The sequence below is a fragment of the Oceaniferula spumae genome (assembly GCF_042849255.1).
Taxonomy (GTDB): Bacteria; Verrucomicrobiota; Verrucomicrobiia; order Verrucomicrobiales; family Akkermansiaceae; genus Oceaniferula; species Oceaniferula spumae.
Window position 1 is genome coordinate 1,853,883 of sequence record NZ_AP026866.1, and the last position, 16,941, is coordinate 1,870,823.

Annotated in this window: 17 protein-coding genes; 9 read left to right on the forward strand and 8 right to left on the reverse strand. The window is 53.0% G+C overall.

The window, feature by feature from the left end:
• The 4 genes from ACSPJT_RS07750 to ACSPJT_RS07765 form a co-directional block, all read right to left on the reverse strand.
• A complete protein-coding gene (locus ACSPJT_RS07750; protein WP_435895801.1) occupies nt 1–612 on the reverse strand; it encodes an SET domain-containing protein in 612 nt (203 codons plus the stop codon).
• Nucleotides 613–961: 349 nt separating this feature from the next.
• Nucleotides 962–1,858 carry a TIM barrel protein gene (locus ACSPJT_RS07755; protein ID WP_435895802.1) on the reverse strand — a complete coding sequence of 299 codons (897 nt, stop codon included), beginning with the start codon at nt 1,856–1,858 and terminating at the stop codon, nt 962–964.
• Nucleotides 1,859–1,909: 51 nt separating this feature from the next.
• Nucleotides 1,910–3,157: a pentapeptide repeat-containing protein gene (locus ACSPJT_RS07760; protein WP_435895803.1), complete on the reverse strand. Its 1,248-nt coding sequence runs from the start codon at nt 3,155–3,157 to the stop codon at nt 1,910–1,912.
• Nucleotides 3,154–4,116, reverse strand: a complete 963-nt coding sequence (locus ACSPJT_RS07765; protein WP_435895804.1) for a pentapeptide repeat-containing protein — start codon at nt 4,114–4,116, stop codon at nt 3,154–3,156. Before ACSPJT_RS07765 ends, ACSPJT_RS07760 begins: the two co-directional genes overlap by 4 nt.
• Nucleotides 4,117–4,330: 214 nt before the next feature.
• Between ACSPJT_RS07765 and ACSPJT_RS07770 the strand changes: the two genes are divergently transcribed.
• The 3 genes from ACSPJT_RS07770 to ACSPJT_RS07780 all read left to right on the forward strand — a co-directional run bounded on the left by ACSPJT_RS07770 (nt 4,331) and on the right by ACSPJT_RS07780 (nt 6,086).
• Nucleotides 4,331–4,720: a hypothetical protein gene (locus ACSPJT_RS07770; RefSeq protein ID WP_435895805.1), complete on the forward strand. Its 390-nt coding sequence runs from the start codon at nt 4,331–4,333 to the stop codon at nt 4,718–4,720.
• 53 nt (nt 4,721–4,773) lie between these two features.
• Nucleotides 4,774–4,986 (forward strand): DUF6726 family protein, encoded by a 213-nt coding sequence (locus ACSPJT_RS07775; protein ID WP_435895806.1) that lies wholly within the window; start codon nt 4,774–4,776, stop codon nt 4,984–4,986.
• A 164-nt stretch (nt 4,987–5,150) separates the two neighbouring features.
• The gene (locus tag ACSPJT_RS07780; protein ID WP_435895807.1) at nt 5,151–6,086 is read left to right on the forward strand and encodes a hypothetical protein; all 936 of its coding nucleotides are present in this window, start codon (nt 5,151–5,153) and stop codon (nt 6,084–6,086) included.
• A 295-nt stretch (nt 6,087–6,381) separates the two neighbouring features.
• Here ACSPJT_RS07780 and ACSPJT_RS07785 read toward each other — a convergent pair whose 3' ends face one another.
• Nucleotides 6,382–6,897, reverse strand: coding sequence for a YbjN domain-containing protein (locus ACSPJT_RS07785; protein WP_435895808.1), 516 nt, complete (start codon nt 6,895–6,897; stop codon nt 6,382–6,384).
• 224 nt (nt 6,898–7,121) lie between these two features.
• Between ACSPJT_RS07785 and ACSPJT_RS07790 the strand changes: the two genes are divergently transcribed.
• Complete coding sequence (locus ACSPJT_RS07790) at nt 7,122–7,964, forward strand: PEP-CTERM sorting domain-containing protein (protein WP_435895809.1); 843 nt, start codon at nt 7,122–7,124, stop codon at nt 7,962–7,964.
• A 189-nt stretch (nt 7,965–8,153) separates the two neighbouring features.
• Nucleotides 8,154–8,819 carry a PEP-CTERM sorting domain-containing protein gene (locus ACSPJT_RS07795; protein ID WP_435895810.1) on the forward strand — a complete coding sequence of 222 codons (666 nt, stop codon included), beginning with the start codon at nt 8,154–8,156 and terminating at the stop codon, nt 8,817–8,819.
• Between the two features lie 69 nt (nt 8,820–8,888).
• Here the strand turns inward: ACSPJT_RS07795 and ACSPJT_RS07800 are convergent, their stop codons facing one another.
• A complete protein-coding gene (locus tag ACSPJT_RS07800) occupies nt 8,889–10,445 on the reverse strand; it encodes a tetratricopeptide repeat-containing sulfotransferase family protein (RefSeq protein WP_435895811.1) in 1,557 nt (518 codons plus the stop codon).
• Complete coding sequence (locus ACSPJT_RS07805; RefSeq protein ID WP_435895812.1) at nt 10,432–10,980, reverse strand: hypothetical protein; 549 nt, start codon at nt 10,978–10,980, stop codon at nt 10,432–10,434. The genes ACSPJT_RS07800 and ACSPJT_RS07805 overlap by 14 nt, the downstream gene beginning before the upstream one ends.
• Before the next feature lie 65 nt (nt 10,981–11,045).
• Between ACSPJT_RS07805 and ACSPJT_RS07810 the strand changes: the two genes are divergently transcribed.
• Both ACSPJT_RS07810 and ACSPJT_RS07815 read left to right on the forward strand, forming a co-directional pair.
• The gene (locus ACSPJT_RS07810) at nt 11,046–12,194 is read left to right on the forward strand and encodes a histidine decarboxylase (protein WP_435895813.1); all 1,149 of its coding nucleotides are present in this window, start codon (nt 11,046–11,048) and stop codon (nt 12,192–12,194) included.
• A 32-nt stretch (nt 12,195–12,226) separates the two neighbouring features.
• On the forward strand, nt 12,227–12,619 hold the full coding sequence (locus ACSPJT_RS07815) for an ACT domain-containing protein (RefSeq protein WP_435895814.1): 393 nt from the start codon (nt 12,227–12,229) through the stop codon (nt 12,617–12,619).
• A gap of 46 nt (nt 12,620–12,665) precedes the next feature.
• On the opposite strand, the gene ACSPJT_RS07820 is transcribed toward ACSPJT_RS07815, so the two are convergent.
• Nucleotides 12,666–13,520, reverse strand: a complete 855-nt coding sequence (locus ACSPJT_RS07820) for an AraC family transcriptional regulator (protein ID WP_435895815.1) — start codon at nt 13,518–13,520, stop codon at nt 12,666–12,668.
• A gap of 83 nt (nt 13,521–13,603) precedes the next feature.
• On the opposite strand from ACSPJT_RS07820, the gene ACSPJT_RS07825 reads away from it, so the two are divergent.
• On the forward strand, nt 13,604–14,386 hold the full coding sequence (locus ACSPJT_RS07825; RefSeq protein WP_435895816.1) for a glutamine amidotransferase: 783 nt from the start codon (nt 13,604–13,606) through the stop codon (nt 14,384–14,386).
• Between the two features lie 6 nt (nt 14,387–14,392).
• Nucleotides 14,393–16,933: an alpha-N-acetylglucosaminidase gene (locus ACSPJT_RS07830; RefSeq protein ID WP_435895817.1), complete on the forward strand. Its 2,541-nt coding sequence runs from the start codon at nt 14,393–14,395 to the stop codon at nt 16,931–16,933.
• The last annotated feature ends 8 nt before the right edge of the window (nt 16,934–16,941 follow it).

Here is a 16,941-nt window from a genome sequence, read left to right on the forward strand (position 1 = left end):
TCACGAAACCATCATCTTTTCCTCACATGGTTCGTGTTTCAGTTCCATGACGGATATGTATGGAGCTCGCCCTTGTGAAAAAGCGGTTACTGAAGCCCACACATCCGCATCAATTACACTGAGCAAGGGCTGTTCAACTCGCATCACCCTTGCCATGGCATGTTGGATTTTTTCATCCCATGCGCGGTAATGCATGTCGATGTCATTCCTCCTGACAAATTTTCGACAGCGATTACAGCCGCAGCTCACAGGCATATCGTATTCGAGATTGAACAGGCCATAATCATCGGTAATCTCTTCACCTTGCCGGATGTCACGAAGGGCAATCTCAAAGCCCCATCCGGTGCTCATGGTATTGCAGTCACATCGGTGGTTGACGTATTTCCCAAAGTCCCAACTCAAGATACGGTCACCAAGTGATGAGATGTAGGAGTATTTTTCCACCATCTGCTGCATCTGCACATTCAGCAATGTGTATTCAACGGACGAGACCACAATCTCGAGGGGGTCCTGAACGTAAACGATCGTGCCTTGCGGAATAAATTCAGTCGCAAAAACACCGTAACCAATATCATCACTAACAAGCCGAAGCTCAGTCATCGGATGGATCATATATGTAGAATAAATCAATAATCTGACGTCATCATTTGGCTCCGTGGATTTCCGACACTAGCCGGATGGTGTTGACTGAAACGGATCTGTTCCAGCTGACACTTTCTCCCGTGAGGCCACAACTTTGACCTGTGTGATCTATAGTTTTCCCATGTTGGATTCGTCAAATCAAATATCCAAGCCGAGCACCAAAAATCACGGATCAAGACTGCGACTTTGATTGACAAATCAGTGGCAACCCCTCATTGCAGCCACCTGCCAAACCGCAGAGAGCCCTGTTTCGGCAGGGCATTGTATAGAGGTCTCCGGCTGCTCCGCCGGAGGCCTTTTTATTTGTTATCCACGCCGATTATGCGTCGATCTTCCGGTAGGCGGCGATCAGATCTTTGAGCCCCTGCTCCCCCTTGCCTTTGACGCCGTGCTCCATGCCGATGACACCCGTGTATTTCTTCTCACGGAGCCACTGGGTAACTTTGCCGAGATCGAGTTTTCCTGTGCCTGGTTCCTTGCGCCCAGGGCTGTCGCCATACTGCACGTAACCGACCTGGTCCCAGACCTTCTCTGCATTTTCAATGAGCTTGTCACCGTTGCCAATTTCTCCCTCGTGATAGAAGTCCGCGAGTAGCTTGCATGACTTTCGATTCACTTTGGCACAAAGCAGATGCCCATCGGCAAATGATTTCAGCAACGGCTCCTGTCCTAACATTTTATGAGAAACTGGCTCCTGAACGAGAATGATGCCACTATCCTCTACGATATCGCAGCAACGTTTCATGGTATCCACGGATTTTGCAATCTGCTCATTCCGCTCCATATCGTTGCGACCGCCGGGGATCATCGTCATGCAGGTCTGACCTGTTAGTTTGACCATTTCCACACCCTTTTTCATATCTGCCTCTAACTTGGCGAGGCCTTCTTTTGTAGGGTTTGAGAAATCCATCTTGTGCCCGAGTGTGATCACCGCGATGCCCATCATCATGCCTTTGTCTTTGGCAAATTCACCAACTTTCTCCCAAAGTTCAGGTTTCTGACGCATCAGCCAGTTGTCTTCCCAAGCGCGGAAGCCGTGATCGTAGGCAAACTGAAGTTGACCAATGTAATCCTTGGGCCCGGTCGCGAGCTGGCCGGGTGACGGTGCAAAGTTCGCTTTGAATGCTTGATTCTTGTCCTCGTCCGCCCTGAGCGCCCCCACTTGTGTCGTGATTGCTCCGGCGGCCAGTAGTTTTGTGAATTTCCTTCGGTTCATTGTAAATAGATTAGTAGCAGAGACAAATACGACGGCAACCTGCTTTTCCTGTCATGGTGTGCGTTTCGACCACGCTTCCTCGTAGAGCTTCAGATTCGTTAAAACTTTCAGAACATCTGGCTGATCCGTTTTTTCCAGATAGCAATAACTCGGAAGCTTAATCGCATCCGCTTGTTCCTGCGTGACGAGACATTCGTGCAGTCCGGTAAAACCCTTCGAGAAATCTGCATTTCCTAACATCGCACTGGTCAGATCACAGTGGGTAAACTTGGTCATTTGGTAGGTCGCACCACGCAGGTCTGCATTCTTGAAAGAGTTGCGCAGAATGAAGACTTGCTCCCAGCGGGTATTGGACAAATCAGCATCATCGAAAGTGGCGTCTTCCATGTGCAGCGGCTCCGCAATCTTGGGATCCCATGAAAACTCAGCGCCCTTGGCATTCATTCCTGAGAAATCCACCTGTCGAGCAGAGGGCAACCAGAAACGGGAGTTTTCCGCCGTCACTCCACGAAAAGAACTACCGTCCAGCCATACGTTGAAGAAATTTGCTGATGCAAAATTACCTCCATCGAACACAACCCTTGTTAGATCCGTAGCGACCTCGCCTTGCTTAAGACTCAGGTGACTCCCGATTGTTAGAGCAACATATTCACCGCGCTGCAAATCCACTTTCCTGATGGCTGGTAGTGCGGTGCGTTCATCTTCAGACCACCGTTGTTTTTCCAAAGCAATATACGACATCATGGCAGCGGAGCGCACATGACGGTGATACCGTGGAAAATCCTCAAGTCTTCTCTCGGCACCCGTGCCAACCCAATGAATCCGATTCGACTGCAAAATATCCAGAAACTCTTCGCGATCACGCCGAAATGAGTTCATCTCTTCTGCTTCAAGCTTGGTAATCATGGTGTTATTCTGCACACCTAACAAAAACAGAGAAATCACCGCTGGAAGAATGGTAAGCGTGGCAATGATTCCGATCCAAATCCGACGAGAGATAGCCCTCGCCACCAGTCCGTCGATCACTTGAACCACATCCTCCACAGGCAAGCGCTTTCCGCCCTCTCTCACCGTGACAAACAGCCTTTCAATGCGACTATCAAGTCGACAGCCCACGAGCGTATCACCGGCCAATCGCACCGCCCGTCGTCTGGTCACGGCTGCAGCCAGTTCATTGCGTTCAAGCTGTCGTTGGACCTTATCTATCTCCCGTTTCAAACCCCGATGCAGATCATCCAGCGAGGATAGATCCATCGCCGAAAGTTCAGCCAATCGTTTTTCATGTTCCGGTTTCTTCATGAGCCACCTCCCGGATTAGAGTTCATCGGCACAGCACCGGCTGCCAGTGGATCAAAGCCATCCGGCCATTGCGTCTCGGCATTGAATTTGGCTCCCTTGAAATCACAGTTCTTAAACTCCGCTCCTTTGAAGTTCACACTGAACAGTGCCGCTCCGGTAAATACGACTTCATCTAACACAGCATCACTAAAATCCGTCTTGATCATCAATGACTGATCAAACCAGCACTCACTTAACTTGCACCGGTGAAATGAGCTGTTGAAAAAGTTACTGGCCACGAAACTAACACGCGAAATTTCTCGCTGAGGTTCGGATTTCATCGGTGAGAAATTGACTCGACCCAGTGGTGCCTGGGAAAGATCCACACGCCAGAGAAACGGTTCTCCTTTGACTCGTTCGGCCTCACGATACGAGGCGCTGTCCATGGCGATGAGCTTCAGAGCAGACTCGGCTCGGAGCGAGGACGAATAGCTGGGAGTGATGAGAGCATCGTTAGGCGATTTTTCCTCACTGGAATAGATCGTCAGCAACAGATCAAGACGTAATCTGTTTTCAATATCAGCCAGCGTGTTCTGAGTCTCGCGAGCGACTACGGTGTTTTGCTGCCATATCAAAATCAGGGAGATGATACCCGGTAGAGCCGCGATTAAACCAAAGGTGATCGCCCAGCGTTTGTAGCCGGTCATTCTTCGGCTAGCGGCGTCCAAGACGTTAGCCAGTTTGGCTCCCAGCAAAGGTTCTGTTTTCTCACGAGCAGAGTGCAGCAGGGCTGCCAGTCCCTTGGTTAGACGAGGTCCAAATAAGACATAAAGCAAGGTCCTGTTAGCCACGGATGCAAACCGACCTACTTTCTGCCGAGACTTCGCCTCTTTCATACGAAGGAGCTCCAACTCTTCCTCAAGCGAGACGATCTCCTCCGAAATGACCAATCGGTTTTCTTCAGATATGGGGACGTTCATCAGAGAGGTATTCGGGTTTACTGCGTTACACCATCACTTCCACATGGCATATACCCTATTAAACTGCACTGGTTCCCCACAATTTGTCATCCATGAAGTTAGAAAAATCCACTCATCGGATCATTAGAAAACATCAATGAAATTGTAATATCCAGAAAAAGCCAACTACGCGATATTCCATTTATCAATAAACCCCACCGTCATGCCACGTATTATGCCAGAGATCATCCAAGCTTCGGAAGACAACCTTCCGAATGCATTTCTGCGACCACAGTGGCCACAAGATATCCCCCAACAGTGCCCGCACTGTCAGAGCGAACTGCATCCGCAGATTAATCTGAACTACGGCTTTGGTAAAACCGGAAGGGCCTGCAAGTGGTTATCATGGTGGATCACGCTGCCGTGGATTCCGACCATCTTTCTGGTGGTCTTGCCCTTGATGTCGGATCTACCAGGCGGAAATGGAGCTGCTTTTGCTCTCTGCATCATGTTTGTCGTGCCTGCCGCTTTTTTCGCTGTGCTAGCACCGCTGTTCCCACGCTCCCGCAGAGTGCGTTGCTATCCCTGCAAGTATTCGAAAGATTATCCAGCGCAGGCAAAGTGACCACCGTCTGGTGAGTTGCACAGCTGTGAGATTCCGCGTAGTGTGAATCCACGATGATTCGTCTCCCGATATTCTTCCTGCTGGCACTCGCCTTCTCCTCATGCGCCTTGGTCACTGTGCCTGTGAAAGTCGCAGGCTCCGTCGTCACTACCACGGCCAAAGTCACAGGAAAAGCCGTGGGGGCAGGCTTCGATGCCATGCACAAGAGCGACGAGGAAGAGGCCGCTGAGGCAGCTCGAGAACGGGCTGCCAATGAGGGTGAATAAACTCAATTCGTCTCAATATCCATCTCGTCCCGGTCGCGGATAATCACAGTTTACGGCAGATGCCTTAAATTCTGGATTGCTCTGAGGAGTTATTTAAGCAATCCTAAAGATCTTCCGCGTCGTATCGATGCTGCGCAGAAGACTTCCCCCCGGAAAGCCCTGGCATGAGGTCCAACAAACGATCGAAGTCGCGCCCAGCACTGAGCCGACGACCAAGAACAACTCGCACCCGCAACAGTCGGCGTTCGAATCGTCCCACCCTGCGCGAGGCCTTCCACAATGCCAATGAACGCGCCAAGCAACGGGCGAATCGGCGCTTGGGAAAACGCGAGGGGCTGACATCGGTGAAAGCTGCCATCGCGGGAGTTTCTGATGATGGCATGATCCACCTGAGCATGCCGCAGCGCTTACTCCGCTGGTTGCTCGCCATCGCTCTGCTGCCGCTCTGCGTGGTTACTACGATGGCTTTATTCAATGTGGATGAGGCTGGGGCCGGAACCCAGACGTTCTGGATGGACCTGCTGCGCACGCCACATTTTCTCTATTTTGCTATCGGAATGATTCTGATGTCCGGATGGTTTTTCTCCGGCTTATTGGAGCGCCTGTTTCTTTATTTCTACGTGCTAGGTCACGAATTGACACATGCCATCTTCGTCTATGCCTGCCTCGGGCGCGTCGGCGGAATCAGCGTCAGTGCCGACGGCGGCTACATCATGACCAACAAGAGCAATGTGCTGATCGCTCTGTCTCCCTATTTCGTTCCGTTTTGGACTGTGGTCATTCTGTTGATTTCCACACTGATCGGATTGGTGACCAACATCCCCTATCACAGCGAGGCGCTCTACCTTCTGATCGGGGGAAGCTGGGCCTTCCATCTGCTATGGACGCTCTGGATGATCCCTCGTGATCAGCCCGATCTTAAGGAAAACGGTGTATTTTTCTCACTGGTGGTTATTTATCTGGCCAATGTCATCGTGCTTTCCGTTCTACTCTGCCTCGCTCCGGGGAATCTGACTTGGCACCACTGGGCGAACCAATTCCTCGATGCTTGGCATTATCTCCAAGATTTCGGCCGCAATGCCGTCAAATCAGCGATGTAGCAGTTTTTCGCCATGATAGCGCGACTCTGCACCGGCCCCCATTTTTTTAAAAGTTTTTCTCGGAAACCATTAATATTGAGCCGTTTACCTCCTTAGGTGATGCGTAATGTTAAAAATACATGAATTTTAACTTGCTTCCCTCTAACTTTTTGACATTATGCACCCATCGCTTAGCAATAAGCGGTATTTGGGGGGGAACAGCCCCGTCAGTAAAACCTTCGGGTGGAGTTGGCGGGGCTGTCAATTGTACAGGTGTCGCGGTTTTCTGGCACGACCCATCGGTGATCCAGTCCAACTAGAATTCGTTGGCGTCATCCTCCGGCACGGGAGGGATCAAGTCCTCACGCATCAGAAGTCGCTCGACGGACAAATCGTCCAGCAAATCTGCCGGAGTCTGTTGAACGATCGCGGCATAAGGCGTGATCCGATCGACCTCTGCGATGGCGGCATGCACCATGGAGGAAATGATATCGGCGTCGAATTTATCACGCTCAAAGAGATTCGTGATGCGGAACATCAGCTGCGCCCGATCCAAATCGTATTCCAAGCTCCCGAGGGTGATTTTTTTATTGGCCCGCGCCAGAAGTTCCAGCACGACGATTTCATTTTCATCATCCAGATCCAGAGGAGTTTCCCCTACGATCGAGAGAGCATTGAGCTGCGGAAACGCCTGGGCGTGCAGATGCACCTGGGTGTGGTAGGCCTCAAAGGCAGTGCGTATGACATCCTTGCCTTCTAGGTGCTCAAACTGCCAGCTTTGCTTGCCGAAGGCGTCCATGACGGACTGAATCTGAATGGAAGTAGGTCGCATGTGGGGGCTGTTCTAGGTACTAAATTTCAAATTCCAAATTCTAAATTGTGCATATACGAGCAGATATGCTGTGGCCGGCACAGGAAGAGCACCCAAGTCTCTGCCAAGATTCATGGTAATACGCGCTGAACAAGTTAGGAAAATATTTGCCATAACCTCTCGAATTCGTTTGTATACGTATAGTGCCTGCAAGTAGGCCGTGAACCTAAAAACATTTCAGACGCATGAATCGAATCAAACGAGCAACCCTATCGATCATCACCACTACCAGCCTTGGTATTGGAGCTGCGCAGGCCGCAGTCGTGATTTGGGACAACGACAGCAGTAACAATTCTTGGCAAACAGCTACAAACTGGGATCCAGACGGCGTGCCTGCATTTAATGATGACATCACGATCGGCAATGGTGACGCAGTAACTCACACCCCCGCTAGCGATCTACAAATCAACGGCGGAGGATCACTCACCATCAGCGGCGGATCATCATGGACACAGACCACCACCCACTGGACGCAGATCGTCGATGGCACCATGACACTGGACAACGGCACTTTCACACGATCCAGTGGTGGCAATCTTGTCTTGGCATTTAATGCCAATGACAACGGAGTCATTAATGCAACGAATAGCTCCATCAACTTGGGAGGTGAGCTGTGGTTTGGTCATAATCTCGTTAGCAATACTGGTAACCAAGTGGCGCAAGTAACGCTCAACAATTCCACAATCGATGCCAACGGCACGGTCGGAATTTGGTTTTGGGACACTGATGCTACTGACACCTCCATGAGCATCAACGTCATCGGGGCTGGCTCCACCATTGAAGCGCGCGTAGGACGAAGAAACACTGGAGGTTCAGACAACACCGTGACATGGGAAACGCTCTGGAATGAAGGTATTCTACAATACAATGGCGGCAACGACGGCAGCTTTTCCGATCACTTTATTACCTCAGGCACCGCAGGAACCGTTGGCTATACTTTGACATCAATCCCTGAGCCATCCTCTGCAGCTCTTCTCGGCCTCGCCGGACTTGCTCTGGTCATGCGTTACCGCAGGTATGGAGACTAACATCCATCCCCAACCCCCGTTCGCCACACCGCGAATGGGGTTTTTTACGTCTCCGTAATTTTTTACTCAATAGCTGAGACGCCCTCTGCCGGTCTCTGTTTTTTGCCTCCAAAATAGAAAATTCTCTGGAACCTAACTCTAAACCGTGCAGGATGGCACAACATCTACTAAGACAGAAAATTAGATAATATGAAAATAAACCACAAACTACTCGCCCTGATCGCCTCGGGCGCTGCGGCAAGTGCCGCATCCGCAGCCACCATCACGGCTGATCTCTCCGACGCAGAGGCCACTTCAAGCGGTGGGTCTGGCGCGGGCGGCAACCAAACCATCTTAGCTGGTGTATTTTACAGTGGTGGCCCGGGCCTGACGCCGGTGTTCGCCTTTCAACTACCTACGCTGGCAGCCGGTGAAACCTTTGATTCCGCCACAGTCACCTTGAGTTTAGATCGGTTCTCTGGAACGCCCGCATTCAACAGTGACCTCATCGGCCTCACACGTATTGACGCCAGTCCCGCAATTCTCGGCACGGATTGGAATGGCCCAGGCACCCTGCTACACGATGATTTCCTAACTCCTGCTTCATCCTTGGGAGCGAACACCTCCAATGATTTTACGTCATGGCTGATTACGCAATATGATGGAGGTGCCAATGCCGGTCAGTTTATCTTTATCCAAGCTGATTCCGCCGGACTGACAACAGGCGGCACCGTTGGCTATCATCTTGATACTGCCAACAATGTTACAGTAGCTAACCGTCCGGTGCTGAACTACACCACCGTGGTTCCCGAACCATCATCGGCTGCACTGCTAGGCCTAGGTGGCCTCACGCTGATCATGCGTCGTCGCAAGTAGCCCAAGAAACAATCACTCATTACTCATCCCGTTCGGCTACAGCCGGGCGGGATTTTTTTTTGTCGCCGGTCAGTAGCCTAGTGATTGAATACTGGATTCTAACACTTTCATATGCGGCGAAAGAAACTCCTCATAGGCCTTCCACCTGCCAACGGCTGACCGGTAAACAGGTTTTGCCACCTCGGCGTAGGTTGGCGAGTGAATCGTTGTTTCCTGGGTTTGAAGGTCCTGGGTGCATGCCTGCCAAGGTAACTCGAGAAAATCGACCACCTCCCGAGATACCTCTTCCGTGTCCTTGACCAGTTCCTCGTAACGCACTTCTAACCAGCCAGTGGGCAGCATCTCCCTGAGGCGGAGCCAAATTTCCATGATATCGCGATAGGATGTCATCGTATCTTCGATACTAAGCCAAGAAACATTCGATACCGCCACCCCGGCCGGATGCTGGAAACAGCTCCAGCAAACGTCACGCGGGTCACGTAGCATCATCAGCATTTTCAACCCCGGCATGAACCGCAAAGCCACAGCGAGAAACTGAGTCAGCATCGGATTTTTATCGATGATGAGGTCAGACGATTTTGCCCCCTCATGTGAGAACTGCCGGATGGCATTCAAATATCCTCGTTGAGCCTGCTGGCGAGCACCGGCAGTCACCGCAGCGAGATAGCCAGACTCAAACAACTTCGGTTCAGCAGAGTCTTTCTGGAAAACCGATCGGAAGATTTGATTCTCCATGCAGGCGGTTTCCTCGATGCAGCTAACCTGGCTGTGGCGACCCACAATACTACCTAACAAGGTGGTGCCGCTGCGCGGGTGCCCGGCCAACACGGCGGCAGGAAAACCAGCTTCCGCACCATCCATCCAACCTTCGAGCATCCGCGGCGTCAGCTCCTCCATCAATTGACGGATCTTTCCCGATTTAAATAGGAACGTTGCACGTGCGGCTTTGATCTCTGCCGCGTAGTCATGTTCCATGCCTTGTTTCGTGGCCAAAAGAACCTGAAGGGCTGAGGCATGCTCTCCTTGTCGGTCCAACACCGCGGCCAACTGGTGTCCCGCACGCCAGTGGATCTCCCGGTCGTGGAGACCACTTCCTAACAAATCACAAAGGCATTGCTCCGCCTCACCCCAGCGGCCCATCCTGACGAACAAGAATGATTGCAGATAACGCCCGCGCTCGGAACCAGCATCACGTTTTAGTGCCTTCCTCACACTCTCGGCTGCGGCCTCCAGTTGCCCCATGCGTTCCTGGATCGCCGCCGCTCCAAGCCAGCCAGCAGTGGTCGTTTCCTCCACACTGGCACAAAGCTCATAGGCGTCGAGCGCCCCATGTACGTGGCGCATTGCATACCGCAACTCTGCCACAAACTTCAAGACCTCCGCATTCCCGGCATGGACGTCAAGTAACCGACTTAGGCAACGTTCCGCTTTTTTAAAATCAGGAAGTCGCACGTAGGCCGAGGCAAGATCAGACATCAACGAGGCGTCGTTGCGCCACTTGGCATTCGCTCGTCGCAATAGCTCAACCGACTTGGCAAACTCTCCGCAGTCGGCTAAACGCGCCGCCTGTTGCCGTTGACTCTCGATTTGTAGGCTCTCTCCGTGCATGCCATTAGGGGGTTTCACGTTTTTCTAGTGTCCCCAGCACCGCCTCCTCTAACAAATGGCGACGACCTTCAGGGATCGGTTTCAGCGAAGCGATGACACCGCTCTTTTTTTCCTCGGTGAAATGCAACACCATATTCTTAGCATCCGGGGTGAACTCCGCATCGGCCACTTGACTCCAGTAGACGACCTGCAGGTTCTTAGCCGCATTAAAGAAGGGAAATATTTCCACACCCAGTGGACTCAAAATGATGTAGGCATGACGAGTACATCGCAGACCTAACCGGATAAAAAGGTAACACAGCACCAGTCCAATCACACACAGCCACCACCAGCCCTTGAGTGGCGGATCATCCATGCCCCAGTCTTGAGTTGATAAAATAAAAACAGCGACTGTAGCGGCGAAGACTCCAACAGAGAGAGCAAAGAACAATGGAGCCTGAGCAGCGCGAGTGAAACGTAATTCTTTCTCCGGCTCAGCGATCGACTTCGGCCCGCGCGGAATCACTGCGGCCTTCACCTTCTCACCTAGTTTTTCCTTCTCATTATCCTGCATCTTCGCCCTCTTTGTTGTCCGATCTGAGTATTTGTTCAATCTCTGATCTTATGATAGTGATGGTCATGATATCCGAGCAAACCAGAACCATGCTCAACTCAGGTGTCGACAGCTCACGGCTCGACCACGATTATCAACGACTGAAGGGGCTCGCAAGGTCATCGTTAGGCTACCCCTGCAATCAGGCATTTGATTACAGGGAGCTGCTTCCGTTTCTCGAGATGCCACTCAATAACGTCGGCGATCCTTTTCAAGAGTCGTCCTACGCATTGAACACCCTGGACTATGAGCGCGAGGTCATCGATATCTTTGCCGATCTCGCACAACTTCCGCATGGGCAGCACTGGGGCTATGTTACCAATGGAGGAACTGAGGGAAACATGTATGGCCTCTATCTTGCGCGGGAATTGTTCCGGCATGGCATGGTCTATTTCTCCGAGCAGACCCACTATAGTGTGGCCAAAATTCTTCGACTCCAACACACCCCCAGCATCATGATCAAAGCTCAGGAAAACGGGGAAATGGATTACGATGACCTCAGGGAATCTATCAGGATCAACCGTCATTTACCTCCGATTATTTTTGCCAATATCGGAACTACCATGACGGGTGCCATTGATGACCTAACAAAAATCCACAACATCCTCGACGAACTCGCCATCCGTGAACACTACGTTCATGCGGACGCCGCCATGCACGGACTCGCTCTTGCATTTATCGATAATCCACCTGCCTGGGACTTCGCTGCTGGCATCGATTCGCTGTCGATCAGTGGTCACAAATGGTTAGGCTCCCCTATCCCCTGTGGCATCGCCTTGGCTCGATCCAGTCATGTCAAACGCATTTCCCGCGCCGTCGAATACGTCGGAGTCAACGACACCACCATTTCCGGATCGCGCTCCGCCTATGCCCCCTTGATGATCTGGTACGGACTTCGCAAACACGGTGAGGACGGGTTGAAAAAAATGATTAAAGACAGCATCCTCCTCGCGCAATACACCGTGGAGGCATTCCAAAAAAAAGGCATACAGGCATGGCGCAACCAAAACTCACCCATCGTGGTCTTCCCCAAACCTAACAACGAAGTCATCCGCAGATGGTCTTTGGCAGTCGACAGGAACATTGGCCACATCGTCTGTCTCCCCCATATTGAAAAGTCCACTATCGACACCTTCATCGAAGATTACCTAACAGGCTCCCCAGAGCCGCACTAAACCCATTTCCAAATCCCAGTTTCCCATTATCCATGAAACAAATCATCATCCCCACTGAAAACCGCCCGGGTGAAATCGCCACCATCACCGGCATCCTCGCAGAGCACTCGGTTAACATCCGCGACATCGACGCCATGGAGGACGGCGACCACGGGTTTATCATGCTTTGCGTGGACGATTATGACGAGGCGCTCGACTGCCTGCGCGCCGCAGGTTACCGCCCGGTGACCGAGGATGCCATCGTCATCCAAGTGCCCGACGAACCCGGTGCACTCGCCAAAGTGGCCAGTCGCTTTGCGGAAAAAAACATCAACGTACGCAGTCTCCATATCATGCGCCGCCAGAATGGAAACATCCACGTGAGCCTTTCCAGCGACGACAACGTAAAGGCAGCCGAGGTCGTCTCTGATTTAATTGTTAGGTAAACGAACGGTCCGCCCCTTCGATCTTCCCTTTACCGGCTATCCACACTCAGCGTTTCTGGTTCTTTCGCTCCAAATATGACGGCCGCACAGCCCTCGCCTCGCGCGGAGTCATGCCACTACGCTTTTTAAAATCACGGGAGAATTCCTGCACCCGCGAGTAACCCACCCGGTAGGCAATTTCGGTAACGGTCAAACTTGAGTGCTGCAGAAGATTGAGCGCATGCGTATGTCTCAGTTCGCGTATTCTTGCCGCCGGAGGCATTCCTGTGGCCGCTTTACAGGCGCGGATGACAGTGCGTTCACTCATGCCGACAATTTCGGCAACTTCCTTCAACTTGAGCGGTTGATCTAACATTTGGCGCATCTTTTTCTCTGCCATCCACCAACAATCTCGCGCATTGAGCGGATACACCGGCACTGCGTTTAGAGTGTGGTGCCCTTTGATATCCATGATCAGCTGCAGCAGGATGATCATGGCGTTGGCATCCCTGGCTAGCGAAGAGCTGTCACCATCCTGCCATAGCTCCAGCAGACTGCGCGCTAACACCGCGGTATTTGCACCAGCTCGCATCACCCGCTTGTCATCTGGAGGCGGAGCCATATCCACAGCTTCAAAATTAATCGTGATGAATCGCCACGGCGCGCGAAGGATTTCACCACGCACTGGTTCGTTTTCGTGATACCAGACCACATCTCCTTCTCCAAAGTGCTCCGGCCGACCTTCCGCAAACTGATTCACCTCGCCAGCTAACACCACATGGATGAGGTGTCCGGGCAAGCTGTTCGACTCAAAGTCACCGGTCGTTTGACGCGTCACTTCGTCGACTAACATAATGCGTTGCACTGGCGAAATGATCTGTGATGACGCTTCTCCCACGATGCATCTAAGATAATGTCTCATTACTCGAAAACAAGGCAAGTTTTGCGACATTTTTTAATCAACCCAGCGAAGACATCATTTCTCATCAGTGTAGACTTGGGTTCGTGAAAAAGATCTACTACATCGGCGATTGGGCGGTTCAGATCGGCCCCGTCTATGCCGAAACATCCTTCAACCACGCCCCCAAGGGACTGGATGTTATCAACTACGGCCACTGGCTGTTAGACGCCTTGGAGTCCACAGGCGAGTTCAGCGTCAAGAGCGTGCCCACCTGGGACTTCTACAACATGCAGCCCGGTGAATACGAAAAGGTACTGGAAGAATACGACGTCATCATCTTTTCCGACGTCGAGGCGAAGAACTTCCAGCTCCACCCCCAGTTTTTCAACCGCCAACTCTTTGGAACCAAGGTTCTCACTTTCTCAGACCGCGTCAAACTCACCGTAGAAGCGGTGAAAAACGGCACCCACATGATGTTCCTCGGCGGCTGGCTCAGCTTCAACGGCGAAATGGGCAAGGGCGGCTGGGGTCGCACCCCGCTGCGCGAAATCCTCCCGGTCGAATGCCTCGAGGTCGAGGACCTGCGTGAAAGCACCGAAGGCTTCCAGGCCGAACCAGTCGAAACCAGCCACCCCATTCTCGACAGCATCGACCTCTCCACGATGCCTCCGATCCTCGGCTTTAACCGTGTCAAACCCCGCGAAGGCTGCCCCGTCCTCGCACGCTGGGTCAATGAAGGAGACCCCGCCATCACCGTCGGCCAGTTCGGCAAGGGCCGCGTGCTCGCCTACACCTCAGACCCCGCCCCCCACTGGGGCTGCAACTTCGTCTTCTGGAAACAATACCAGCGACTCTGGGTCAACGCCGCCAAGTGGTTGACCCAATAGCCCCCCTTGAGACCTGACACCATCGTCACGATGCGCCCCATCCTAACAACGCTACTGGCAGCCCTGCTCTCGGCCATTTCCTGCCATGCCTCCGACGAGGTGTCGGCTGCCCGCGGCGTGCTCGAGCGCACCTTTGGCGATGACGGCAAGGATCTCGTCGCCGGCATCGAAATGAAGCTGGTCAAAGGCACACCCAACCAGCCCGACAGTTATGCCTACCATGCCAAAAACGGCAAACTCACCCTCGAGGGCACTAGCCCCGTCGCCATCTGCCGCGCTGCCTACGACTACTTAAAAGCCAACAACCTCGGAACAGTCGGCTGGGCGGGCCCCCGTTTGAGATTGCCCGACGGCCCGGACAAGTGGCCGGATGCCCCACTCACCCAAGTCACCAGCCCCTTCCAATGGAGACATTGCTACAACGCCGTGACCAGCGGCTACACCACGCCCTACTGGACCTGGGAACGCTGGGAGCAGGAACTCGACTGGCTGGCACTGCACGGCTTCAACATGGTGATGGCACCGGTCGCCTTCGAAGCCATCGAGTTCCGGGTCTGGAAACAAATGGGCCTAACCGACCAAGAAATCTCAGACTTTGATACCGGACCAGCTCACCTTCCCTGGCTCAGAATGGGCTGCATTTCTAATGTCGGCGGCGACCTCAACGAAGCATGGCATAACAACCAGATCGCCCTGCAGAAAAAACTGCTCGCCAGAATGCGTGAGCTCGGAATCGAACCTGTCGTGCAAGGCTTCGGAGGATTTGTCCCCCACGCCATGAAGCGCCTCCACCCGGACGTCCGCTTTGAGAACACCCTCTGGAACGGCGGCTTCCCTCCCTCACAGCGACCCTACACCATGCTGCCCGACACACCGTTGTGGGGCGAGATCATGCGACGTTGCATTACCGAGTGGAAAAAGGAATTCGGCGAAGCCAAATACTGGTTGGTCGACAGCTTCAACGAACTCCAACTGCCCAACACCGGCGAGCCTCCGGCGGAAATGCTCGCCAGATTCGGCAAGGCCACCTTCGACGCCATCCGCTCCGCCGACCCCGACGCCGTCTGGGTGCTCCAAGGCTGGATGTTCAATTACCAACGCGACATCTGGAACAAAGACACCGTCAAAGGCTTCGTCAACTCCGTGCCAGCAAACGATCTCATTGTGCTGGATTACGCCAATGACTACAACCCGAACTGGGACGACTTCTCCGCCTTCCACGGTCGCTTGTGGATGATGGGTTACGTGCCTAACATGGGAGGAAAAACCGCCTACTGCGGCAAGATGCAATTCTACGCCGACCAGGCGGCAAACACCCTCGCTAGCAAAGAAAGAGGCAATCTAACAGGGTTCACAATCTCAGGAGAAGGTCTGGAAAATAATGAGATTCTCTACGAACTCATGAGCGACACCGCATGGACCAGCAAACCGGTGGACCTCGACACTTGGCTACCTAATTACATCGCCAACCGCTACGGCCGTCCCTCGGATGAGCTCGCCGAAGCATGGAACGGTCTGCGCAACAGCGTTTACAACAATTTCACGCCGCACCCTTCCTATGGCTGGCAGAAAATGCAGTTGGCCCACGGATCAAGCTACCGCGGCGCGGCATTCCCGTCAGCCATCCGCAAATTTCTTGCTCAGGCGGAGGAGTTCGGCTCACAGTCAAACTACCGCGATGACGCGGTGGAAATGGCAGCCCAAGCACTGGCACTGAAAGCCGACGAGTGGTTGGTCTGCGCCCGAGAACTTCAATCCCAAGGCGATGTGGAAGGCTTCAAATCCGCCGTCGACCACGCCTGCAAGCTACTCCTCCAAGCCGACCAACTGCTCGAATCCCATTCCTACCTCACGCTGGAAAACTGGATCGCCCACGCCCGCAATCACGAAGGCACGGCAGCCGACAAAGACGCATGGGAAGCCAATGCCAAACAACTCATCACCATCTGGGGCCCTCCAGTGAATGACTATTCCTGCCGCGTCTGGTCCGGACTCATCCGCGATTTCTACGTGCCCAGGATGCAAGCGATGACTTCAGCCATGGCCGAGGGCAAAAATTTCGACCGCCGCAGTTGGGAACGGAACTGGGTCGATTCCACTGGTATCAGCAAAATCAAAAAACTTGAAAACCCAGCCGCCAGCGCGCGCGACTGGGTGGAGGCAGCCTATCAGAAACCCGTCCCCAGCCCCCAGCTCGCTGGAGACGTGATTGGCACCTGGGAACCCGGTAAGGTTACCACCGACTGGACCGAGGTAGAATGGCCACTCGACGTGGCGCTGCTCAACGATCTCGCAGGAGTCCGCTTCCAGTTCACCGGCGGCAACCACCGGCTCGACATCCGCAAGGCCTCGATCATCGCAGACGGAAAAGCGATCTCCACTGACAAACATGACGGAGAAGCTGGTGAAATCCACCGCAGCAACATCTACCGCTTCAACATTCCAAAAGGCACCCGTGCCAACAACACCCTCGTGCTGAAAGCCGAGGTCCGCAGCCTTTTCCAAGCCCAATCCAACGGCAAAATCTTCGCCATCAAAAAGAAATAAACGTTCCC